Below are 22,697 nucleotides of genomic sequence, written 5' to 3'. Positions count from 1 at the left end.
TGCGTTCGGCAGACCCTGGGATAAGGAGATAGGCATGACCAAACAGGTGGCAGTGATTTTAGCTGGCTGCGGCGTTTACGATGGCTCGGAAATATATGAGACCACGCTAACCCTGCTGCGCTTGGATCAGTTGGGCATTGGATACCGCTGTTTTGCCCCCGATATTGAGCAGCACCATGTGGTTAACCACCTCACCCAAGAAGTAGTGGAGGGCGAGCAGCGTAACGTGTTGCTGGAGTCCGCTCGCTTGGCGCGAGGGGAGATCAGCCCACTGAGTGAATTAGTGGCTAATGATTTTGACGCAGTGATTGTGCCCGGTGGTTTTGGCGTTGCCAAGAACCTTTCGGACTTTGCCAGTGCCAGCGACAATATGCAGGTGTTAGAAGCGCTAAAAGAGGCGCTGACGGGCTTTCACCAAGAGGCCAAGCCGATTGGTTTGATGTGTATTTCCCCCGTACTTGTGCCACGCCTATTGGATGAGGGCATTGCGGTAACGGTGGGCAATGACCCGGCGGTTTCCGGGGCGATAAGCGCCATGGGTGGGCTACACCGCACCTGTAGCGTAGAAGATATCGTGGTGGATTTTGAGCACCGGGTGGTCACCACACCCGCTTATATGCTGGCAACGCGGATCAGCGAAGCCGCAACTGGTATTTTTAAACTGGTGGATCGCATTGCAGAAATGATGGATTAAGCTCGCCACTGTGCTGATACAAAAGCCGCCGCCATTGATCATGGCGGCGGCTTTTAAATATCTGGACGTTGATCCCAGTGCTTAGAGGTCTGCTTCTTGCTCTTCGGCAGTCTCTTTCTCCTCTTTGCGCTTGCGCACCAGGCGACCAAACAACAGCCCGACTTCATAAAGCAGATACATCGGTACCGCCAGTAGGCTCTGTGAAATCACATCCGGGGGCGTTAGCAGCATGCCGACAACAAAGCAGCCTAGTAGGATATACGGGCGCTTTTTAGACAAGCTTTCCACCGACGTAGCGCCAGATAAGATAAGCAAAAAGGTCGCAATAGGAATCTCAAACGCTACACCGAAGGCAAAGAACAGCTTAAGAACGAAGTTCAGATATTGGTTAATGTCGGTCATCACGGCGACGTTTTCCGGCCCGGTTTGGGTGAAAAACTCAAACAGCAGCGGAAAAACAACGTAATAGGCAAACGCCGCGCCGCCGTAGAAAAGCGCAATGCTCGAAACCAGAATCGGAATCGCCAGCGCTTTCTCATTGTCGTAAAGCCCCGGGGCGATAAACGCCCAGGCTTGGTGTAGCACAAACGGAATAGCGATAAATACCGCGACTACCAGAGTGAGCTTGAACGGCGCTAAGAATGGCGAAGCGACTTCTGTGGCGATCATCTGCGAGCCTTCGGGCAGCAGCGCCATCAACGGCTCGGCAACAAAGGTGTAGATATCATTGGCAAAGGAGTAGAGGCCCAAAAAGACCACCAGGATAACGATCACGGCGCGCATTAGCCGTGAGCGCAGCTCGATCAGGTGCTCAATCAGGGGGGCTTGGCTCTGCTCTTCCCGCGGCTCCTTTGAATCGCCAGACATGCTCATTGGTGATTACGATCCTTATTAAGTGCAGCCGACTCAGGGTTAGGCGTTTCAGGTTCGGCCTCGCGGGTGGGCGCAGCCGAGGCAGATGATGACGGAGGTGTTTCTTCACGCACCGTTTCCTCTCGCACCGTTTGCAGGGCGTCATCCAATCGAGAGCTGGCCTGGGCAACGCGCTGCTCAGTGTCACTCTTATCAGTGTCGCTCTGCTGCGCTGGTGCAGCGTCTGACGGGCTATCGGCAATGCTCTCTACGTCCAGCTTCGCTTTCTTCAAGCTGTCATCGAGCTTCTTTTGCTGTTCATTGAGCTTTTGGCGCAGCTCTTCTGCTTCCAGTTGGGCGCTGATTTCACGCTGCATACCGGATACCGTACGCTTGATTTTACCAATCCACATGCCCGTCGTACGGGCGGCGCGGGGCAGCCGCTCCGGGCCAAGCACCAACAGCCCGACGACGCCAATCAGCATCAGTTCAAGAAAGCCGATATCCAGCATGGTTTATTTGCGCTCTTCGTTGCGGTCGTGGGCGGCCTGTTTCTCTTCGGCTTGAACGTCGTAAGTGTTGCCCGGCTCTTCATGGCTCACTTTGGCATGGGGTTGGTCGGCGTCCTCTTTGTCCGCCTCTTTATTTTTCTCCTCGTCGTGCATGGCTTTCTTGAAGCCCTTGACCGCCCCGCCTAGGTCGGTGCCCACGTTACGCAGTTTTTTGGTGCCGAAAACCAGAATGATGATGCCCAGCACAATCAGCAACTGCCAAATACTAATACCACCTAACATATGCGTGTCCTCTTGCGAGCAGGTTAACTATCGATTGAGTGCTATCTATTTTAGTGAGTGCTACCTATTTTAGCGCTATCTCTTTTACCACTGAGCCAATGAATACGAGCCCTATGGCTAGGAGCAGTACTACAGTACGCGCGTTACCACTATGCGACAGCCCTATGTGGCAACTATGGCTGGCGGGCGGCTTTTTCCTCGTGTCCGGAAATGCCGAAACGCCGTGCCAGTTCGTCTAAAACGGCCTGATGATCCATCCCCAGGTGTGACAGCATCACCAGGCTATGAAACCACAGGTCGGCGGTTTCAGAAATCAATGCTTGGCGTTCAGCCTCGCTACCATGCTCGGCATCTTTTGCCGCAAGCACTGTTTCTGTTGCTTCCTCGCCTACCTTTTCGAGTATCTTGTTCAAACCCTTATGATGCAAGGAGGCAACATAAGATTCTTCTGCCGCTGCATGGCGTCGCTGCTTTAGCACCTCATTGAGCGTATCCAGCACATCAGTATGGCTAGTCGAATTGTTAGGCGATAATGCGTTGCTGTCCATGGGAATCCTCGTAAACGTTTAGTGCGTCACTCTATTGCCATACCAGCAGCAGTAGGCCAATGGCGGCGGCCGCTAGTATCGGCCACTCCTGAAGTGCAATCCAACCGCTTAATGGCTGCCACGCCAGTGCCAGCGCCAGCAGAATCAAGCCAAGCCGAAGGCGGTAGAGGCGTTTGCCCTGGCGCGCCATCTGCACCCGCATGTCGTTGATCGATTCGACTTGCTGGTGGCGCTGGCGATGCTCGTGCTCCATACGGCTTAGCGCCTGGTGAGCCAGTACGGGCAGTTCGGGCAACTGGTGCGAAAGCTCCGGCGCCTGGCGCTTCAGCGACTCCCATAAACCGCTGACCCCGGCACGCTCTTTCATCCACTGCTCTAAATAGGGCTTGGCGGTACTCCACAGATCTAGATCCGGGTAGAGTTGGCGCCCCAGGCCTTCAATATTGAGCAGCGTTTTCTGCAACAGTACCAGCTGCGGCTGTACTTCCATATTAAAGCGCCGCGCGGTTTGAAACAGCCCCAATAGCACCTGGCCGAAGGAGATATCTTTCAACGGCTTCTCTAAAATGGGCTCACAAACGGTGCGAATCGCCGCTGCGAATTCGTTAGCGCGGGTGTTTTCGCCCACCCAGCCGGATTCGATGTGCAGCGCAGCGACTTCATAATAGTCCTGGTGGAAAAACGCCAGTAGGTTACGCGCTAAGTAGTCCTGATCTTCCCGGGTCAGGCTGCCGACGATGCCGCAATCGATGGCAATGTATTGGGGATCTTCGGGGTTGTCACAGTTGACGAAAATATTGCCTGGGTGCATATCCGCGTGAAAGAAGTTGTCACGGAATACCTGAGTAAAGAACAGCTCGACGCCGCGCTCTGCAAGCTTCTTCAAATTAGTGCCACGAGCAATCAGGGTATCTAAATCGGCGACCGGAATACCGCGAATGCGCTCTTGCACCATCACATGGCGGCGGGTGAAGGGCCAGTAGATGGTGGGCACAAACAGCAGCGGTGAGTCTTTGAAGTTGCGCTTGAGCTGCGAGGTGTTGGCGGCCTCTTTGTAGAGATCCAGCTCGTCAAACAGCGTGGCTTCGTAGTCGCGAATGACTTCCACCGGACGCAGGCGACGCGCCTCGGGGATTTTGGAGAATAGCTTGGCGACTTGGTACATCAGCGCCATATCCTGACGCATCACGCGATCAATGCCGGGGCGAATGATTTTCACCACCACGTCTTCACCGCCGTGCAGTCTTGCCGCGTGCACCTGGGCAATCGACGCCGAGGCCAATGGCACTCGGTCAAACTCAGCAAAGGCCTCTTCCAGCGACATTTCCAGCGCTTTCTCGACCCGGTCGGCGGCTTGATCACCGGGAAAGGGCGGCACCTGATCCTGCAGGCGTTTCAGCTCATCGGCGATATCCGCTGGCAGCAGGTCGCGACGGGTCGAGAGCATTTGGCCGAATTTAATAAAAATCGGCCCCAGTGCTTCCAGCGACAAGCGCAGACGTTCGCCCCGCGAGCGCTTGCCAACGGGGATCAAACGTAGCGGAGAAAACCATAGCAGCGCCCGGAGCCACCAGGGCAGCCGCTCTAGCGGCAGCAGTGTGTCAAGCCGGTGGCGGCTGATCACCCAGCTTATCCGCAGCAGACGCAGGCTCATGGGCGCGACTCCTGTGGCGCAAGCTGTAGCTGTTCTAGACGTCGCTGTAAGCGGTTTAGTCGCGCTTCCAGGCGATCGGTCGCCACCTCTAACTCGGTCAGATGCTCGCGCAGTAGGCTACGCTGCTGCCGCCCTGGCAGCAGGCGTGCCTCTTCAAAGACATATTCAGAAACATCCTGCATCAGCTCGTCTTTGGCACGCAGCCCCCAGCGGGCAGCGCGGCGCAGTCCCTCGGCCAGGGAGTGGGCGGGCATATCGCCCAGCCAGCGGGCCAGCTCGCTCTCCCAGTCGATGTCCAGGTCGAAGAGCAGGTCTCGAGTGGCTTCAAGCAGATGGATACGCCCGCGCACCGCCAGCTTGCCGTCAAACATAAGGCGTTCAATCGAGGCGCCGCTGATCCACTCGGAAAACGTTTCCGGAGTGAGCTCTACCACTGCGTCTACGTCGGTTTCATCAACGTCATCGCCGCGCATCAGGTCGAGCCCGGCGTGATGGTAGTGAATGACCAACGCTAAGTGAGGCTGCTCAAGGCGCACCAGTAGACGGCTGCCCGCCAGTGCCGCTAGCCGTGCGGGGGCCGCCGGGTCACGGGCGAGTAGAGCGTTAAGCGTGCGTTCACAACCGGCCAGCAGCAGGGTTGGGGTTACCAGCATGCTGACCTCTTGGCAGGAAACGTTAGGGCACAAAACGTCATAGTTTAATGCCGCGGTGCAGGGCCACGATACCGCCGGTCAGGTTGGTGTACTCAACCCGCTCAAGTCCCGCCTCTTCCATCATGGCTTTAAGCGTTTCCTGATCCGGGTGCATGCGAATCGACTCCGCCAGATAGCGGTAGCTGTCGCCGTCCCCCGCCACCAGTTCACCCATTTTGGGCAGCAGGCGGAAAGAGTACTCATCGTAGGCCTTGGAGAGCAGCGGGTTATTGGGCTTGGAGAACTCCAGCACCAAAAGGCGACCACCGGGCTTGAGCACACGGGCCATGGAGCGCAACGCGGCGTCTTTGTCGGTGACGTTACGTAAACCAAAGGCAATGGTGATGCAGTCGAAGCTGTTGTCGGGAAACGGCAGACTTTCGGCATTGGCTTGAACATACTCGACGTTGCCGCCTACGCCGTTATCCATCAGTTTGTCGCGGCCCACTTTGAGCATGGAGGCGTTGATGTCGGCAAGTACGACTTTGCCCCGGGGGCCAACCAAACGGGAGAACTTAAGCGTTAAATCCCCTGTGCCGCCCGCGATATCCAGCACGTGGTGACCAGGCCGCACCCCTGCGCGTTCAATGGTAAGACGCTTCCAGACTCGGTGGATGCCCATAGACATCAGGTCGTTCATCACATCGTAGCGGGCAGCCACGGAGTGGAAAACATCGGCCACTCGTGAAGCTTTTTCATCAACTGGGACTTCCTGAAAACCAAAGTCAGTGGTGCGTTTTTCTGTGGGGCTCATTGGGCAGTAGCTCCCGAATTCGAGGCGATGGCAAATCGACCTTAGGTCTTTTGACCCTGAGATCGACGCGATTAAAAGTTAACGCCATTGTAGCCTTGTCCACCCTGGCTTGTCTGCCTGGCTTCTTGTATAGGATATGAGTCAGGTAGTCACAGTTGCTTGAATTGAATGCTGGCGGGCTCTCGCGAGGCACCGGCCTCTTTTAAACGCTGCAAGTAGTTGTTCCAGTAGGCTTCTTGGTGGGTCGCGAGGTCATACAGGTAGTTCCAGCTAAATAGCCCGCTGTCATGGCCATCATCGAAGTGCAGTTTCAGTGCATAGTTGCCCGCCTGAGTAATATTTTGCAGGCCGACATCTTTTTTACCCACTTGCAGTACCGCGGTGTCGCCGCCGTGGCCACGCACTTCGGCGGAAGGCGAATAGACGCGTAAAAACTCAACCGGGAGGTGAAAACTCTCCCCATTGGCGTAGCCAAGCTCCAGCTCGCGGGCCTGTTTATGGTAGTGAACCCTAGTGGGGGTGGGCGCATTCATGATGAAACCTCATCGCTAAGTGTCCATGGCTTATGAACATAGCAGCAAGCCCGCAAAGAGCGGGCTTGCTGTTGCTGACGGTACCAATGCAGATAATAACAGCAGACGCAGCTTACAAAATATACCGCGACAGGTCTTCGTCGACCGCCAGTTCGCCAAGCTGAGCATTGACATAGTCGCCGTCAATTACCAGCGGGCTCTCCATATCGCCGCCTCGGAAAGAGGCTTCTTCCAATAGCCGCTCCATCACTGTGTGTAGGCGGCGGGCGCCGATATTTTCAGTGCCTTCGTTGACCTGCCAGGAGATCTGAGCGATGCGCTCGATACCGTCGGGAGTAAACTCTACGTCCAGCCCTTCGGTGGCCAGCAGCGCTTGGTACTGCTTGGTCAGCGAGGCGGAGGGCTCGGTGAGAATGCGCTTAAAGTCGTTGGGCGTTAGCGCGTCAAGCTCAACCCGGATCGGCAAGCGGCCCTGTAGTTCAGGGATCAGATCCGATGGGCGCGACAGGTGGAAAGCACCGGAGGCGATAAACAGGATGTGATCGGTTTTAACCATGCCGTACTTGGTCGAGACGGTGGAACCCTCTATCAGCGGCAGCAGATCTCGTTGGACGCCCTCACGGGAGACTTCGCCACCGCTGGACTGGCCGCTACCCTTGGCGACTTTATCGATCTCATCCAGGAATACGATGCCGTGTTGCTCGACCGAGTAGACCGCGCGGGATTTGATCTCTTCCTCGTTGACCAGCTTGCCCGCTTCTTCATCGCGCAGCAGTACCAGCGCCTCTTTGACTGTTACGCGGCGGTTTTCACGCTTCTGCTGGCCCATGTTGGAGAACATGCTCTGCAGCTGGCTGGTCATCTCTTCCATACCTGGTGGCGTCATGATATCGATGCCTTGGCCCTGGGAAGAGATTTCGATATCGATCTCTTTATCGTCCAACTGCCCTTCGCGAAGCTTCTTGCGGAAGGTCTGGCGGGTGCCGCTGTCTTCCCGCGGCTTGTCTTCCTGGCCACGGGGCGGCGGCAGAAGGGCGTCTAGCACGCGGTCTTCTGCAGCATCTTCGGCGCGGTGGCTAACTTCTTCTTTGGCCTGTTCGCGCACCATCTTGATCGCCGCTTCCATTAAGTCGCGGATAATCGACTCTACATCACGGCCTACATAACCAACTTCAGTAAACTTGGTCGCCTCGACTTTAATAAACGGCGCTTTAGCCAGTTTGGCCAGGCGGCGGGCAATCTCGGTTTTACCCACACCGGTGGGGCCGATCATCAAAATATTTTTAGGAGTGACTTCTGGGCGCAGGTCGTCATCGAGCTGCATACGGCGCCAGCGGTTACGCAAAGCAATTGCCACGGCGCGTTTGGCATCCTGCTGGCCAATAATGTACTGGTCTAGAGCGTGAACAATTTCGCGGGGTGTCATCTGAGTCATATAAGTAACCTTAGTGTGCAGTGAGCGGCGCTTGGGGATCGCGTGAGTTGATTAGCGATCGTCAGTCGACAGCTCTTCGAGGGTCACGTGGTGGTTGGTGAATACACAGATATCACCAGCGATCGAAAGCGACTTCTCGGTGATTTCACGCGCCGACAGCTCGGTATTTTCCAGTAGCGCCCGGGCGCTGGCTTGGGCGAAGTTGCCGCCAGAGCCAATGGCAATAATGCCGCGCTCGGGTTCGACTACATCACCGTTACCGGTAATGATCAGCGAGGCGCTGTGGTCCGCAACGGCGAGCAGCGCTTCCAGGCGGCGCAGTGCCCGGTCAGTGCGCCAATCTTTGGCAAGCTCAACCGCTGCCTTGGTCAAATGGCCTTGGTACTTTTCCAACTGCGCTTCAAAGCGCTCAAACAGCGTGAACGCATCTGCCGTGCCACCCGCAAACCCGGCCAGTACCTTACCGCGGTAGAGGCGGCGTACTTTGCTGGCGTTACCTTTCATTACGGTATTGCCCAGCGATACTTGGCCGTCGCCAGCGAGGGCGACCTGATTACCACGACGGACGGAGACAATAGTGGTCATGGAGATAACTCCTTGGGGGAGGCGAGCTCCCGATGACTGGCAGGCCACTCAATAAGCGACCATTGTTTAAGCGTTCACAACAAAATGCGGGCGGCTGATAAAAAATCAACCGCCCGCAGGGTAATCCAGGAGGGATTATTAGTTTTGCAGTTGGATAAGCAGGGGCTCGATACCTTGGGTGTTCATTAAATCCTGGGCCCGGTTCAACTCACGGGTGTCCTCGTAAGGCCCCACTTGTACCCGGTGCCAGGTATTGCCATCCGCCTTTACTTCGCTGATTTCCGCCAGCAGGCTTAAATTGCGCAGTCGGCCACGCAGCTGTTCGGCGTCGCTGGCTTCACGAAACGAGGCCGCCTGAAGCATATAGCGCCCTGGGGTATTGGTGGCCGCTTCATTCTCCTGAGCCGCCGATACCTGATCTTCAGGTCGGGTGTTGGCGGCAATCACCTGGGCGATGGGGTCGTCGCCTGCAGCGCCAGAGGCCGCAGCACTATCGGCTGTCGGTTCGGGAGCCTCCGGGCGCACAACGCTTGAAGGCAGAGAGACGCCGGGGGCAATGACCTCGGTTTCCGGCAGCAGGGTATAAAACTCAAACGTCGGCATCGACGGTTCAGCGGCTTCCTCGGTTTCCCGAGCGGCGGCGCGCTCTTCGCTACCCGAGGGCTTGGGCAGTACCGTGGCTTGAGGCGCTTCGCTCTGCTCTTGCCAGGGGGCGGTGCCGTGCTGGTGCTGAGCCAAAAAGAAGCCCGCCGCCATACCGGCAAGGCCCCACAGCCAGCCGGGTAGGCGGAAGCCGCCGCCTGAGCTGCGTTTGGACTTGCGCTGCGATGTGGCTCCGCGGCGGGGGGCGGGCTTTTTGCGCGGGCTAGCCATTGCTTACATCTCCTCTGGGGCGCTAACCCCCATTAAGTCAAGCCCGTTGCGCAGCACTTGACGGGTGGCGAGGCCTAGTGCCAGGCGCGTATTGCGCAGGGTGTCGTCTTCGACCATTACTTTGACGGCGTTGTAGCAGGTGTGGAAATCGCCGGAAAGGTCGAGCAAATACTGGGCAACCTGCTGTGGCTCGCGGTTTCTGGCGGCGGTTTCCACTACTTCAGGGAAGCGCGCTAGCCGGTTAAGTACGGCTTTCTCCTGGTCGCTGTCCAGCAGCGCTAGGTTGGCCAGTGCCAAGGCGTGATCAAACGGCTGGTCGGCATCCTGGGCTTTGCGCAGCATGCTGCAGACCCGGGCGTGGGCGTACTGGATGTAGTAGACCGGGTTGTCATTCGACTGGGAGCGGGCCAGGTCGATATCAAAGGTGAGCTGCGAGTCGGCGCGGCGGGCGGCGAGGAAGAAGCGCGTGGCGTCGCGGCCCACTTCGTCGATCAAGTCGCGCACAGTGACATAGCTGCCGGCGCGCTTGGAGAGTTTTACCTCGACGCCTGAGCGGGTAACCATGACCATCTGGTGGAGCACGTAGTCGGGCCAGCCTTTGGGAATGCCTACTTCCAGTGCCTGTAAACCGGCGCGTACGCGGGTGACGGTGGAGTGGTGGTCGGCACCCTGCTCGTTGATCACGGTTTTGAAACCGCGCTGCCACTTGTCCAGGTGGTAGGCCACATCAGGCAGGAAGTAGGTGTAGCCACCCTCGCGTTTGCGCATTACGCGGTCTTTGTCATCACCGAAGTCGGTGGTGCGTAGCCACATGGCACCATCTTCTTCATAGGTGTGGCCTGCGCTCACCAGTTTTTCAACAGTGGCGTCCACCTTGCCATCTTCATAGAGTGAGGACTCTAGGAAATAGACGTCAAACTCCACACCGAAGGCTTTTAGATCCAGATCCTGTTCGCGACGCAGCCACGCCACGGCAAACTCTTGAATGGCGTCTAAATCATCCGGGTCTTTTTTGGCAGTGACTTCGCGGTCATCGGCACTGACCGTTTTGCCTGCCAGGTAGTCGTTGGCCACATCGACGATATACTCGCCGCGATAGCCGTCTTCGGGCCAGCTATCGTCGTCAGGGCCTAAGCCTTTCACCCGCGCTTGTACCGAACGCGCCAAGTTGGCGATCTGGGCGCCAGCGTCGTTGTAGTAGAACTCGCGGGTGACATCAAAACCGGTGGCTTCGAGAAGGCGGCATAGGCAGTCGCCAATCGCTGCGCCCCGACCGTGACCTACGTGCAGCGGGCCGGTGGGGTTGGCGGAAACGAACTCGACCTGCACTTTCTCGCCTTTGCCGACCATGCTGCGGCCAAAGGTGTCGCCGCAGTCGAGTACCTGGGCAACGATTTGCGCTGCGGCATCGGCGGCGGCGAAAAAGTTGATAAAGCCGGGGCCCGCAATCTCGGTTTTTTGGATAGCGTCGCTTTCGGGTAGCGCTGCAACCAGCGCGTTGGCTAATTCACGCGGATTTTTGCCTGCCGGCTTGGCTAACATCAGCGCCAAGTTGGTGGCGTAATCGCCGTGGGCCTTGTCTTTGGTAGGATCCACTTTGATGGTGGGCTGAAGGTCGTTTGGCAGCACGCCTTGGTGCTTGAGCGCGGTGATCGCGCCTTCGAGCAGAGAAACTATCGTATCTTTCATGTGGGTATCCGGTTACGTCTGTGGCGGCGTGTGCTAACGCGCAGCAGTAAAGGTGCGTCGGCAAAGCGGCTATTATCGGCAATTGAGCCGCAGTTTCAAAGGCGTGTTGCTAAACAAGTGCCAAGAGATAAGCGCTAAGCGAGGGTTTGTGGGTCGATATCAATCGACCAGCGTACCTTGCGGGCCTCTCGATTGGCTTCAAGCCACTGCACCAGCCAGCTAACGGCCGGGTGTAGTTGGCTGCGTTTATCGGCTGCCAGCATAACGTGTAAATGGTAGCGGTTCTGGCGTCTTTCCATCGGCGCGGGCACAGGTCCCAGGCAGCGGGTGGCTACGCCGGTCTCTTTTAACCATTGGCGCAGGGCTTGGGCGGCCTGCTGCGCCATGGCCAAAGCGGCCTCCTCTTTGGGGCTTTCGATGCGTAGCAGCGCCATAAAACAGAACGGGGGCAGCTGGGAAATGCGCCTTTCTTCCAGCATATTGCGCGCGAGGGCCCCGTAGCCATGTTCAGCCAATTGACCTAAGTGAGGGTCGTCGGGGTGTAGGGTTTGCACCAGTACTCGGCCTGGGTGGGCGGCGCGACCGGCACGGCCCGCTACCTGTTCAAGTAGTTGGGCGCTGTGCTCCAGAGCGCGAAAATCGGCGGCGTAGAGGCCGCCGTCGGCATTGACGACCACGACAAGTGTGACGTGGGGTAGGTGGTGCCCTTTGGCGAGCATTTGAGTACCGACCAACACGCAGGGTTCGCCGCGCTGAATCTCTTTGAGTACCTGTTCAAAACTGTCCCTGCGCCTAGTACTGTCGCGATCGATGCGGTGGATAGTGGTTTTCGGGAACAGCGTTTGCAGCGTTTCTTCAGTGCGTTCTGTACCACTACCCAAGGCGCGCAGATCGCCGCTGCCACACTCGGGGCAAGCGTCCGGTAGGGCGCGGCGGCTATCGCAGTGGTGGCAAGCCAGTAGGGGAGGCTGGCGGTGTAGCGTCATGCGTGCGTCGCACTGGCCACACTCTGCCATCCAGCCGCAGGCGTGGCAGGCAAGTGTTGGTGCAAAGCCGCGCCGGTTGATAAAAATCAGCACCTGCTTGCCTGCGCTCAAGGTGCTTTTAATCGCTTTGATGGCACCGGGTAACAGGCCGCCCTGGCGGCGTTGGTGGCGTAGATCAATCAGCTCCAGCTTGGCTGGCGGGTGCTGGCTGGGGCGCTGGGTCAGGCGTAGGTGGCGGTAAGCGCCGCTAAGCGCCTGGTGCAGACTCTCCAGGGAGGGTGTGGCACTGCCCATCAGTAGCGGGATTTTATGGTAGTGGGCCCGGGCCACGGCTAAATCGCGGGCGTGGTAGCGCAAACCGTCGTGCTGTTTGTAGGAGCCGTCGTGCTCTTCATCGACAATAATCGCGCCGGGGTTGGCCAGCGGGGTGAAAATCGCCGAGCGGGTGCCGATGATAATGAGCGCCCGGCCGCTGGCGGCGGCTTCCCACACATCTAGCCGTTCGGGGTCGGTGAGGCCTGAGTGTAGCGCCACCACGGGCACCCGGAAGCGGCTTCTAAAGCGGGCGAGTGTCTGTGGGGTTAAGCCAATTTCCGGTACCAGTACCAGCGACTGCTTGCCCTTGGCGGCGACGGCTTCAATAAGCTGCAGGTAGACTTCTGTTTTGCCGCTGCCGGTGACACCCTCGAGTAAGCAGGGGTGATAGCCATCGAGTTTTTCATGCAGTGTGGCCAGCGCCGTCGCCTGTTCACGGTTAAGCGGCAGGGCCGGTGTTGCCAGTAAGTTGCCGCTGGGTGGCGTTGGGGCAGTGAGGATGTGTTCCTGGCTGGATGCGAGGCCTTTCTTCTCCAGCGCTAATAGCTGGTCGCGGGCAAAGCCGTGGGCGCTAACCGCACGGCCAGGCAACCCATGAGGGTGTTGGCGCAGCAGCGCATACAGCTCGGCTTGCTTGGGCGCTCGGCTGAGTATTTCTTCTGCGCTTTCGCCTTGGGCAAGCCAAAGGGTCTGGGTGCGCCCAGCCATGGGGTGCCCCTGGCGTAGCCGCGCAGGCATGGCGTGGTGCAGAGTGTCGCCTAGGCTGTGCTGATAATAACGGGCGGCAAAACGGCATAGCCATAACCAATCCGCCGGCAACGGGGCATCATCCAGCGCTTCGCTGATGCTACGCAGTTGGCTGCGCGGAAGGTCGCTGTGGTCGGCTAATTCGACGACCACACCGACGACTTCGCGACGCCCAAAGGGCACCCGCACTCGTAGCCCCGGCTGCCAGCCGCAGGGGGGCGCTTCCCTGGAAGGCAGGTAGTCGAACAGGCGGCGCAGCGGCGAAGGCAGCGCTACCTTGAGCACCTGATCGAGTGCTTGGGAAGATCTTTGAGACGGCCTTTGGGACTGTCCTTGAGAGTATGCCTGCGAAGAAAAAGAGTCAGCCAATTGGCCTCCGGCGTTAGTTTTGCTAGAATATGCGACCGCTCTGAATCCCAACGATCTTTATCGATCTATTTGTAAAGACCTATCGTAACGACAGAGCGGCTAACCGGTTAGTCGTTTTTTCCAAACCCGTATGCGGTACCTGGCACGAGATCAGGTGGCGGCATATAGCTTAGTGAGGCTCGAAATGAGACAAGGTATTCACCCGAATTACAACACGGTCACCGCCAGCTGTTCTTGCGGCGCCACTTTCCAAGTAGGTACGACCTCTGGTCAGGACTTCTCCTTGGATGTGTGCTCTAACTGCCACCCGTTCTACACTGGTAAGCAGAAGCAAGCGACCACTGGTGGCCGCGTAGAGCGTTTCAACAAGCGTTTCGGCGCTGCTGTTAAGCGCGGCTAATCCCAGTCGGATAGCCATATCGCCAGCATGCCTGTTCATATCAGGCTATTCCTATAAGGCTATGCTCGCGCAAAACCCACGCCTCGGCGTGGGTTTTTTGTGAGCTGGATATGCTTGCTGCATGAGTTTTGTGTGGAAAAATTTTCCATAAATGCTGTTGTGCAGCGATAAGTAAAGCATTATGAGTAAAGCCTGTTTGCATAAGTTTCTGCAAATAGTGGCTAAAAGTGACGAATGTGAAGATAAAATTCAGTTAAACGAGCGTTTTGTCGTAAGTTGACAGCGCGCTTGAGGCGCTATGGTTTTTTCTATATTCTGAAACGACTTATCTACTTTATGTTAACTGGACTCTGACCATGACGGATGCAAATAAGCAGGCTGCTTTGGATTATCACGCGAAACCGATTCCCGGTAAGCTTTCGGTGGAGTTGACCAAACCCACCGCGACAGCACGGGATTTGGCACTGGCGTATAGCCCAGGCGTGGCTGAGCCAGTACTTGAAATCGCCAGGGATGCGGAAAATTCTTACCGCTATACCGGCAAGGGCAATCTGGTCGCCGTCATTACCGATGGCAGCGCTATTCTGGGGTTGGGTAATCTGGGCCCGCTGGCGAGCAAGCCAGTGATGGAAGGCAAGGGCGTGCTGTTTAAGTGCTTTGCAGGCATCAATTCGGTGGATATCGAAGTGGATGCGGAAAGCCCGCAGGCGTTTATCGATACCGTCGCGCGCATTGCCGATACCTGGGGCGGGATTAACCTTGAAGACATCAAGGCGCCGGAGTGTTTTGAAATTGAGAAAGCACTGGTTGAGCGCTGCAGCATCCCGGTCTTCCACGATGACCAGCACGGCACCGCAATTGTGACAGCGGCCGGCATGCTTAATGCCTTGGATATCGCGGGCAAAAAAATTGAGAATGTCAAGATCGTTTGCATGGGCGCAGGGGCGGCGGCGATTGCCTGCATGCGGCTGCTGGTCTCCTGTGGTGCGAGTAAAGAGAACTTGGTAATGCTGGATCGGCGTGGCGTTATTCATACTGCTCGCGAAGGTATCAACGAATATAAGGCTGAATTCGCCCGCGATACCGAGATGCGCACCTTGGACGATGCCATCGACAATGCTGACGTCTTTATCGGCCTGTCAGGCCCGGGGCTGCTGTCTGCTGAGCAGGTGAAAAAAATGGCGCCAGATCCGGTGATTTTTGCCTGCACCAACCCGGATCCGGAGATCCATCCTGACGTTGCCCGGGAGGTGCGCCCGGATGTGATCATGGCGACCGGCCGTTCGGACTTCCCGAACCAGGTCAATAACGTGCTGGGCTTCCCGTTTATCTTCCGCGGTGCTTTGGATGTTCGCGCCACGCGCATTAATGAAGAGATGAAGCTGGCCGCGGTGCATGCCTTGAAAGACCTGGCCCGCGAGCCGGTTCCTCAGGAAGTGCTGGACGCCTACGAGCGCACCGAGATGAGTTTTGGCCGCGAGTACATCATCCCCACGCCGGTCGATATTCGCTTGCTGGCGCGGGTTTCCTCGGCGGTGGCGCAAGCCGCGGTTGATTCTGGTGTCGCCCGTAAGCCTTTCCCGGCGCACTACCCGCTGCAGTCAATTAATGACGTTTATGGCGGTTAAGGCACTGCTCCCTGGTTAGTCGATTTACGCCCGCTGCTTAGCGGGCGTAAATGTTTTGAGAGATTATTTATTTAGCTTTGAGAATAGCGTGTTAACCCTTCCTGAGCGGTGGAGGCCACTAAGCGGCCATCGCGGCTGTAAATATGCCCCCGCGCCAGCCCGCGAGCGCCGCCTGTCCAGGGTGAGTCGATGACGTATAACAGCCAATCGTCCAGGCGGGTGTCCTGGTGGAGCCACAGGGCATGGTCAAGGCTGGCAATGCGTAGCTTGGGGTCTCGGTACTCAATGCCATGGTGAATCAGGCTGGTGGTCAGCAGATTGAAGTCAGAGGCGTAAGAGAGCAAGTGGCGGTGCAACGCCGGGTCGTCTGGCAGCGTGCCGGAAAGACGAAACCATAAGCATTGGCCAGCAGGTGTACCGTTGTCGGGGTTGCCGGGTAGATGCACAAACTCAATCGGGTGACCGGGAAAGCGGTCATGCTTGGCCTCGCCGTTCTCGATTAACGCTTCGGGTGTCGGCACATCCGGCATGGTGCGCTGATGGCTAAAGCTCGCCTCAGCGCTTTGAAAGGAGGCGCTGCAGAAGAAGATTGGCCGGCCTTTTTGAATGGCAGTGACACGACGGGTCGTGAAGCTGCCGCCATCGCGGATGGTATCCACTTGGTAGACAACGGGGCGATGTGGGTCACCAGGACGCAGAAAGTAGCCGTGCTGAGAGTGCGGGCGGCGCTCAATGGGCACTGTGCGCGCAGCGGCTGCAAGCGCTTGGCCGAGTACCTGACCACCATAGAGCTGAGGAAAGCCTAGATCCTGACTCTGGCCACGATATAGCGTCTCTTCCAGCGTTTCTAGCTCCAGTAACGCTACCAGTTTGTTCAGCGCGTCTGTCATTCTCGGTATCCTTGCGGCTGTCTCAATCGAATGCTGTCGATGAAAGTGAGTTGCTACGGCGGGGGACAACCCTTTCATACGATCGTTTAGCTACCTTAGCGGAGTTTACGTTTATGCGCAGCGATGAATTTTACATGCACCGGGCGCTTGACCAAGCACACTTGGCCGCTGCGGCAGGTGAGGTGCCCGTAGGGGCGGTTGTCGTCGATGCGCAGGGGGAGATCATAGGCGTTGGCTGCAACGCCCCGGTAGCCAGTTGCGACCCCAGCGGCCATGCGGAAGTTCGTGCGCTGCGCGAGGCGGGGCAGCAGCAGGGGAACTATCGGCTTGAGGGCTGCACGCTGTTTGTCACCTTAGAGCCGTGCATGATGTGCGCAGGGGCGATGATACATGCTCGCCTAACCCGTTTGGTTTACGGTGCTGCTGAGCCTCGGGCTGGCATGGTTGAATCAAAGGCTAACCTACTGGCGCAGCCGTGGTTCAACCATCAGGTCGCGGTGACTGGCGGTGTATTAGCAGCACCCTCGCAAAAATTACTGAAGCGTTTTTTCACCGCGCGACGCGATCAGCTTAGCCAGAAATAGTTAAGAAGTGTTAATCAAGCGGCGGCACAAGTTCGAACAATAGCAGTGGATCATCGTTGACTGACGTTTGTTCTAGTTGGAAAAACTGCTGGCGGCTACGTTCAACATACTCAATCATTTCGTAGTAGCGACGGATATTGCGTACGTATATTACTGGCTCGCCACCACGGGCGTAGCCATGCCGCGTTTGGCTGTGCCATTCACGCTGCTGTAGCAGGGGCAGTGCGGCGCGTACATCCGTCCAGCTGTCGGGGTCACCGCCTCGCATCTCGGCAATCTTACGGGCGTCGTATAAATGCCCTAGCCCCACATTATAGGCAGCCATGGCCATAAAAAGCCGGTCATCACCGGTAATGCTTTCCGGTAGGCGGTCTTTGATGCTGCGCAAATAACGGGCACCGCCATCAATGCTTTGGGCCGGGTCGGTGCGGTCGCTGATGCCCATCTCGCTGGCAGTGGGGTTGGTTAGCATCATTAAACCACGCACCCCGGTCGGCGAGACCGCATCTGGATCCCAGTGCGACTCCTGGTAGCCCACGGCCGCGAGTAGCTTCCAATCAAAACCTGTTTCCTGGGCGGATTGCTGGAATAATTCAGTATAGCGGGGCAGGCGTGCATCCAGATGGTCAAGAAAGGTGCGGGTACCGACATACTCCAAGTAGTCGTCATGACCGAAGTAGCGGCTGACTAGCTGATCTAGCGTGCCGCTCTCCTGCAGGTCTTGGAGGAAGCGATTAGCGGCTTCGAGTAACCCCAAACCGCGACCGCTGGGCACTGCCCATGCCATGGAGAGCGGGTCGCCGAGGATAAAGCCACGCTCAACGTTGGGGAAAAACAGCCGGTTTAACCGAAATTGATGCTCAAAAATAACCGCTGCGTCCAGGGTGCCGTTTTCAACCCGGGCCAGCAGTTCGGCGACCTCCAACTCATGGGACTCTTTCCAGCTTAGGGTGGGGTGGCGTTTCTGGAGATCGCGCAGTGCTTCGCTGGTACCCGCTTCGCTAAGCGTACCAAGCTCCAGGCCGACAAGGTCGCTTGGTTCACTAATACCATTAAGCCCGCGCCGGTATACCACTAGCGGCTGCATCTTGATAATCGGACGGGTGTAGTAAACACCAGAGGGGTTAGGCAGCAGGGGTAGCGCTGCCGCGCCCAGGTCGCCGCTCTCACGTACCGCCGGCAGCACGCTTTCAGGGTGATGGCGGGCGTTAAGGTTAAGACTCACCCCCAGATAGTCGGCAAAGCGGTGCATTAGCTCGTACTCAAAGCCGGTAGGGCCCTGGCGACCTTGGTAATAAGTGGTGGGTGTATTACGGGTGTGAACGGTAATAAAATCTTTTGCAGTGATCTGAGTCAGATGCTCGCCGGGAGGAACCAGGGAGAGGGTGGGCACCAGAGTCAGAAGCGTAATCGCTATTAGCGCATAATAAGCGCTGGCACGGGCTACAAAATGTCGGCAAATCAACGTCAGCATGGCGTCTTGTCGGCATGAAACAAGCTGCCACGATACCCAGCCAGGGGCAGGCTGTCACCTTGTTGATTTCGTGTGACGGCTGGTTTCCAGTATCATAGGCGTTTTCCGGTACCACATTATCTGTGTTTTCCGGCACCATAAAAGCACGGCCGCCTAGCGGCCCGGTGATTTCCCTGCTCGAATTTCCCTGCTCTAGAGGCTTCAGGATATGCTCGAACTGCGAGGCGCGCCCGCCCTTTCTGCCTTCCGTCATGCTCGGCTGTTAACGGTGCTGCGTGAACGTGTTCCCGAGGTGGAAGCGCTGTCTGCCCACTATGTTCATTTTATCGATGTTCACTCCCATGAGCGCCGCGAGGAACTGGATGACGCTGCCCGCGAACGTTTGGTGCAGTTACTTGATTACGGTACTCACTCGAGCGTAGAGGTTCCTGAGCGCGCCCAGCGCTTTTTGGTGGTGCCGCGCCTAGGCACCCAGTCGCCCTGGTCATCCAAGGCGACTGATATCGCCCACAACTGCGGCTTGCGCCAAATTAGCCGCATCGAGCGCGGCATCGATTACCGGGTCAGCTTCACCGCGATGCCGGACGAAGAGAGTTTGAGCGCGCTGGCGGCACTGCTACACGACCGTATGACTGAAACCGTGCTAGCCGATGCCTCGGACGCCGCTAAGCTGTTTGCTCAACACGACCCGGCACCGCTGGGCAGTGTGGATATTCTTGAGGGTGGCCGGGATGCGTTGGCAACGGCCAACCAGGCGCTGGGGCTGGCGCTGGCAGAAGATGAAATCGACTATCTTGTCGATGCTTTCAATGAGTTGGGGCGTAACCCCAGCGACGTTGAGCTGATGATGTTTGCTCAGGCCAACTCTGAGCACTGCCGTCACAAAATCTTCAACGCCGATTGGATGATCGACGGCGAGCTGCAGAGCCACTCACTGTTTAAGATGATCAAGAATACCTTTGCGTCGTCGCCGGACAATGTTCTCTCGGCTTACAGCGACAATGCCGCTGTGATCAAAGGCAGTCAGGCTGGGCGCTTCTTTGCCACGCCGCTGACAGGCGTTGACGACGAGCGCGCACTCTACGCCACTCATCAGGAACCCATTCATATCCTGATGAAGGTAGAGACCCATAACCACCCCACAGCGATTGCCCCTTTCCCAGGCGCGGCGACCGGCTCCGGTGGAGAAATCCGTGACGAAGGTGCTACCGGCATTGGGGGCAAGCCCAAAGCGGGTCTTTCAGGTTTTACGGTTTCCAACCTGCGCATTCCAGAATTCGTACAGCCCTGGGAAGCCTTTGATTACGGCAAGCCAGGGCGTATGGAATCGGCGCTCAATATTATGCTCGAGGGCCCCATTGGGGGCGCCGCGTTCAACAATGAATTTGGCCGCCCCAATCTAACCGGCTATTTCCGCACCTACGAGCAGGAGTCACTTAACGACGGCGGTATCGAGCGGCGCGGTTTCCATAAGCCGATTATGCTCGCCGGTGGTTATGGCAATATCCGTGCCCACCATGTTCAGAAGGGTGATATCCCTGTCGGCGGCAAGCTGATTGTGATGGGTGGCCCGGCGATGTTGATTGGCCTGGGCGGCGGTGCAGCCTCCAGCATGGCCTCCGGCACTTCCAGTGCCGATTTGGATTTCGCTTCGGTGCAGCGTGAAAACCCTGAGATTGAGCGCCGTGCTCAAGAGGTGATCGACCGCTGCTGGGCGCTGGGGGATCACAACCCGATTCGCTTTATCCACGATGTTGGCGCGGGTGGGCTCTCCAATGCGTTGCCCGAGCTAGTAAAAGATGGCAACCGTGGTGGTCGTTTTGATCTGCGCGCGGTGCCCAACGCCGAGCCGGGTATGAGCCCGCTGGAGATTTGGTGTAATGAGGCCCAGGAGCGTTACGTGCTTGCGGTTGCACCAGAGGATTTGGATACATTTGATGCCCTGTGCAAGCGCGAGCGCTGCCCCTATGCGGTAGTCGGCGAAGCCTTGGAAGAGCACCATCTTGAAGTGCGCGACGGCCATTTTGAGAGTAAGCCGGTTGACCTACCGATGAGCGTGCTATTCGGCAAAGCACCCAAGATGCAGCGCGAATTTGAGCGCCGCAATCCGGAGCTCTCCGGCATGATGCTGGATAATCTTGACCTGCGCGAAGCACTTGATCGCGTACTGCGCTTACCTACCGTGGCCTCCAAAAGCTTCCTGATCACCATTGGTGACCGCTCGATCACCGGCCAGGTGGCTCGCGACCAAATGGTCGGCCCCTGGCAAGTGCCGGTAGCCGATGTAGCGGTGACCACGGCAAGCTTTGATACCCACACCGGTGAAGCCATGGCCATGGGGGAACGTCCCCCGGTAGCCTTGATCAACCCTGCTGCTAGCGCTCGCTTAGCGGTGGCCGAAGCGATTACCAATTTGGCGGCAGCACCGATTGCCAAACTGAGCGATATCAAGCTCTCCGCTAACTGGATGAGCGCGGCGGATCACCCAGGTGAAAATCAGGCGCTTTACGATGCGGTTTATGCGGTAGGTATGGAAATGTGTCCGGCGCTGGGCATTGCGATTCCGGTGGGCAAAGATTCGATGTCGATGCGTACCGCTTGGCAGGATGAGAACGAGCAGGGCGAATACGAAGAGAAGAGCGTGACGTCGCCCCTTTCACTAGTGGTGACCGGTTTTGCTCCGGTGACCAACGCCCTGGCCACGCTCACGCCGCAGATCAATCTGGATCAAGACGAGTCGGATTTGATTTTGGTCGACCTGGGCAACGGTCAGAATCGGTTGGGCGGCTCCGCTTTGGCGCAGGTGTATGGCCAGGTGGGCAATGACTGCCCCGATGTGGACGACCCGGAAGATATCAAAGCGTTCTTCGAAGTCATTCAAGGCCTGAACCGCGACGGCAAGCTGCTGGCGTATCACGATCGTAGCGATGGTGGCCTGCTGGTCACGCTGCTGGAAATGGCCTTTGCTGCCCACGCCGGGCTTGAGATCAAGCTCGACTGGATGATCGACGAGCCAGTGGAGGCGTTGAACGCGCTGTTCTCGGAAGAGCTGGGTGCCGTGATTCAGGTCAATCGTGAACACACTGAAGAAGTGCTGGCGCAGTTTGCCGTGGCGGGTATCGAAACCTGTGGCGTCATCGCCCGCCCGCGTTACGATGACCAGGTGCGCGTCACGCTGTTTGAAGAGCCTTTGCTGGAAACCACTCGTCAGCTTACCCAGCGTACCTGGACAGAAACCAGTTACCGTATGCAGGCGCTGCGCGACAACCCCGAATGCGCCAAGAACGAATACGACAATCTGCTCGATGGCCGCGACCCGGGGCTATCTGCCACGCCCACCTTTGATATTAATGAAGATATCAGCGCGCCTTATGTCAACACAGCTAAGCCTGCCATGGCGGTGCTGCGTGAGCAGGGCGTCAATGGCCAGGTAGAAATGGCCTGGGCTTTCGATAAGGCCGGGTTTGAGGCGGTGGATGTGCATATGAGCGACATCCTGGCGGGGCGTGTTTCGCTGGAAGAGTTCAAAGGGCTTGTGGCCTGCGGTGGCTTCTCCTACGGCGACGTGCTTGGTGCTGGCGGTGGCTGGGCCAAGTCGGTGCTGTTTAATGAGCGCGCCCAGGAGCAGTTTGCGGCGTTCTTCGCCCGCGACGATAGTTTCTCGCTGGGCGTATGTAACGGTTGCCAAATGCTCTCGCAGTTGAAATCGCTAATTCCTGGCGCTGAAAACTGGCCGACCTTTGTGCGCAATGAGTCCGAGCAATTTGAGGCCCGCGTTTCCATGGTGCGAGTCGAGAAAAGCCCCTCGATTCTGCTCGCCGGTATGGAGGGCTCAAAACTGCCCATCGCCGTTGCTCATGGTGAAGGGCAGGCGGAGTTCCGCGACAGCGCTCATCTGCGCAGCATGCAATCGAGCAACCAAATTGCTCTGCGCTATATCGATAACTACGGCCAGGCGACCACGCGCTACCCGGCAAATCCCAACGGCTCACCGGCGGGCATTACCGGTCTGACCACGCCGGATGGCCGGGTGACCATTATGATGCCCCACCCTGAGCGCGTTGCTCGGGCGGTTACCAACTCCTGGCGCCCGGCAGAGTGGACTGAAGATGGCGCCTGGCTGCGACTATTCCGCAACGCTCGGGTTTGGCTCAACTGATTCCAGTAATGCTCCAGATAGTGCGTTGGGCATAGCGCCCAT

At 57.6% G+C, this 22,697-nt stretch carries 20 protein-coding genes; 5 read left to right on the top strand and 15 right to left on the bottom strand.

Annotated features, from left to right (window positions below):
• Positions 1-34 precede the first annotated feature (34 nt).
• On the top strand, positions 35-694 hold the full coding sequence (gene elbB / locus HALTITAN_RS13560; protein WP_009287444.1) for an isoprenoid biosynthesis glyoxalase ElbB: 660 nt from the start codon (positions 35-37) through the stop codon (positions 692-694).
• A gap of 81 nt (positions 695-775) precedes the next feature.
• Here the strand turns inward: elbB and tatC are convergent, their stop codons facing one another.
• The 13 genes from tatC to HALTITAN_RS13495 form a co-directional block, all read right to left on the bottom strand.
• A complete protein-coding gene (gene tatC, locus HALTITAN_RS13555) occupies positions 776-1,567 on the bottom strand; it encodes a twin-arginine translocase subunit TatC (RefSeq protein WP_009287443.1) in 792 nt (263 codons plus the stop codon).
• Positions 1,564-2,058: a Sec-independent protein translocase protein TatB gene (gene tatB / locus HALTITAN_RS13550; RefSeq protein ID WP_027958640.1), complete on the bottom strand. Its 495-nt coding sequence runs from the start codon at positions 2,056-2,058 to the stop codon at positions 1,564-1,566. Before tatB ends, tatC begins: the two co-directional genes overlap by 4 nt.
• Before the next feature lie 3 nt (positions 2,059-2,061).
• Positions 2,062-2,340 carry a Sec-independent protein translocase subunit TatA gene (gene tatA, locus HALTITAN_RS13545; RefSeq protein WP_022522099.1) on the bottom strand — a complete coding sequence of 93 codons (279 nt, stop codon included), beginning with the start codon at positions 2,338-2,340 and terminating at the stop codon, positions 2,062-2,064.
• A 173-nt stretch (positions 2,341-2,513) separates the two neighbouring features.
• Positions 2,514-2,888, bottom strand: a complete 375-nt coding sequence (locus tag HALTITAN_RS13540) for a phosphoribosyl-ATP diphosphatase (RefSeq protein ID WP_027958642.1) — start codon at positions 2,886-2,888, stop codon at positions 2,514-2,516.
• A gap of 31 nt (positions 2,889-2,919) precedes the next feature.
• Positions 2,920-4,542: a ubiquinone biosynthesis regulatory protein kinase UbiB gene (gene ubiB / locus HALTITAN_RS13535; protein WP_027958643.1), complete on the bottom strand. Its 1,623-nt coding sequence runs from the start codon at positions 4,540-4,542 to the stop codon at positions 2,920-2,922.
• Complete coding sequence (locus tag HALTITAN_RS13530; protein WP_039859442.1) at positions 4,539-5,195, bottom strand: ubiquinone biosynthesis accessory factor UbiJ; 657 nt, start codon at positions 5,193-5,195, stop codon at positions 4,539-4,541. Before HALTITAN_RS13530 ends, ubiB begins: the two co-directional genes overlap by 4 nt.
• A gap of 37 nt (positions 5,196-5,232) precedes the next feature.
• Positions 5,233-5,988, bottom strand: a complete 756-nt coding sequence (gene ubiE, locus HALTITAN_RS13525) for a bifunctional demethylmenaquinone methyltransferase/2-methoxy-6-polyprenyl-1,4-benzoquinol methylase UbiE (RefSeq protein WP_009287442.1) — start codon at positions 5,986-5,988, stop codon at positions 5,233-5,235.
• 149 nt (positions 5,989-6,137) lie between these two features.
• On the bottom strand, positions 6,138-6,521 hold the full coding sequence (locus tag HALTITAN_RS13520) for a gamma-butyrobetaine hydroxylase family protein (protein WP_027958645.1): 384 nt from the start codon (positions 6,519-6,521) through the stop codon (positions 6,138-6,140).
• A 112-nt stretch (positions 6,522-6,633) separates the two neighbouring features.
• A complete protein-coding gene (gene hslU / locus HALTITAN_RS13515; RefSeq protein WP_009287441.1) occupies positions 6,634-7,956 on the bottom strand; it encodes an ATP-dependent protease ATPase subunit HslU in 1,323 nt (440 codons plus the stop codon).
• 51 nt (positions 7,957-8,007) lie between these two features.
• Positions 8,008-8,541, bottom strand: coding sequence for an ATP-dependent protease subunit HslV (hslV, locus tag HALTITAN_RS13510; RefSeq protein WP_039859441.1), 534 nt, complete (start codon positions 8,539-8,541; stop codon positions 8,008-8,010).
• A 138-nt stretch (positions 8,542-8,679) separates the two neighbouring features.
• Positions 8,680-9,414, bottom strand: coding sequence for an SPOR domain-containing protein (locus tag HALTITAN_RS13505; RefSeq protein WP_039859439.1), 735 nt, complete (start codon positions 9,412-9,414; stop codon positions 8,680-8,682).
• A gap of 3 nt (positions 9,415-9,417) precedes the next feature.
• Positions 9,418-11,103: an arginine--tRNA ligase gene (gene argS / locus HALTITAN_RS13500; RefSeq protein WP_009287439.1), complete on the bottom strand. Its 1,686-nt coding sequence runs from the start codon at positions 11,101-11,103 to the stop codon at positions 9,418-9,420.
• A 134-nt stretch (positions 11,104-11,237) separates the two neighbouring features.
• On the bottom strand, positions 11,238-13,436 hold the full coding sequence (locus HALTITAN_RS13495; RefSeq protein ID WP_039859437.1) for a primosomal protein N': 2,199 nt from the start codon (positions 13,434-13,436) through the stop codon (positions 11,238-11,240).
• A 268-nt stretch (positions 13,437-13,704) separates the two neighbouring features.
• Here HALTITAN_RS13495 and rpmE point away from each other — a divergent pair, with 268 nt between their 5' ends.
• Both rpmE and HALTITAN_RS13485 read left to right on the top strand, forming a co-directional pair.
• Positions 13,705-13,920, top strand: a complete 216-nt coding sequence (rpmE, locus tag HALTITAN_RS24875) for a 50S ribosomal protein L31 (protein ID WP_081742600.1) — start codon at positions 13,705-13,707, stop codon at positions 13,918-13,920.
• 356 nt (positions 13,921-14,276) lie between these two features.
• A complete protein-coding gene (locus HALTITAN_RS13485; protein WP_009287437.1) occupies positions 14,277-15,548 on the top strand; it encodes a malic enzyme-like NAD(P)-binding protein in 1,272 nt (423 codons plus the stop codon).
• Between the two features lie 71 nt (positions 15,549-15,619).
• Here the strand turns inward: HALTITAN_RS13485 and HALTITAN_RS13480 are convergent, their stop codons facing one another.
• The gene (locus HALTITAN_RS13480; protein ID WP_039859434.1) at positions 15,620-16,438 is read right to left on the bottom strand and encodes an acyl-CoA thioesterase; all 819 of its coding nucleotides are present in this window, start codon (positions 16,436-16,438) and stop codon (positions 15,620-15,622) included.
• Positions 16,439-16,551: 113 nt separating this feature from the next.
• Here HALTITAN_RS13480 and tadA point away from each other — a divergent pair, with 113 nt between their 5' ends.
• Complete coding sequence (tadA, locus tag HALTITAN_RS13475) at positions 16,552-17,022, top strand: tRNA adenosine(34) deaminase TadA (RefSeq protein ID WP_039859433.1); 471 nt, start codon at positions 16,552-16,554, stop codon at positions 17,020-17,022.
• A gap of 10 nt (positions 17,023-17,032) precedes the next feature.
• Here the strand turns inward: tadA and mltF are convergent, their stop codons facing one another.
• On the bottom strand, positions 17,033-18,496 hold the full coding sequence (mltF, locus tag HALTITAN_RS13470) for a membrane-bound lytic murein transglycosylase MltF (protein WP_009287436.1): 1,464 nt from the start codon (positions 18,494-18,496) through the stop codon (positions 17,033-17,035).
• 208 nt (positions 18,497-18,704) lie between these two features.
• Between mltF and purL the strand changes: the two genes are divergently transcribed.
• Positions 18,705-22,655 (top strand): phosphoribosylformylglycinamidine synthase, encoded by a 3,951-nt coding sequence (gene purL / locus HALTITAN_RS13465; RefSeq protein ID WP_009287435.1) that lies wholly within the window; start codon positions 18,705-18,707, stop codon positions 22,653-22,655.
• Positions 22,656-22,697: the final 42 nt, after the last annotated feature.

Origin of the sequence: Vreelandella titanicae BH1 (genome assembly GCF_000336575.1) — a bacterium.
Classification (GTDB): Bacteria; Pseudomonadota; Gammaproteobacteria; order Pseudomonadales; family Halomonadaceae; genus Vreelandella; species Vreelandella titanicae.
Note: the sequence above shows the minus strand (reverse complement) of the source record. Positions and strands in the feature narration are given on the sequence as shown.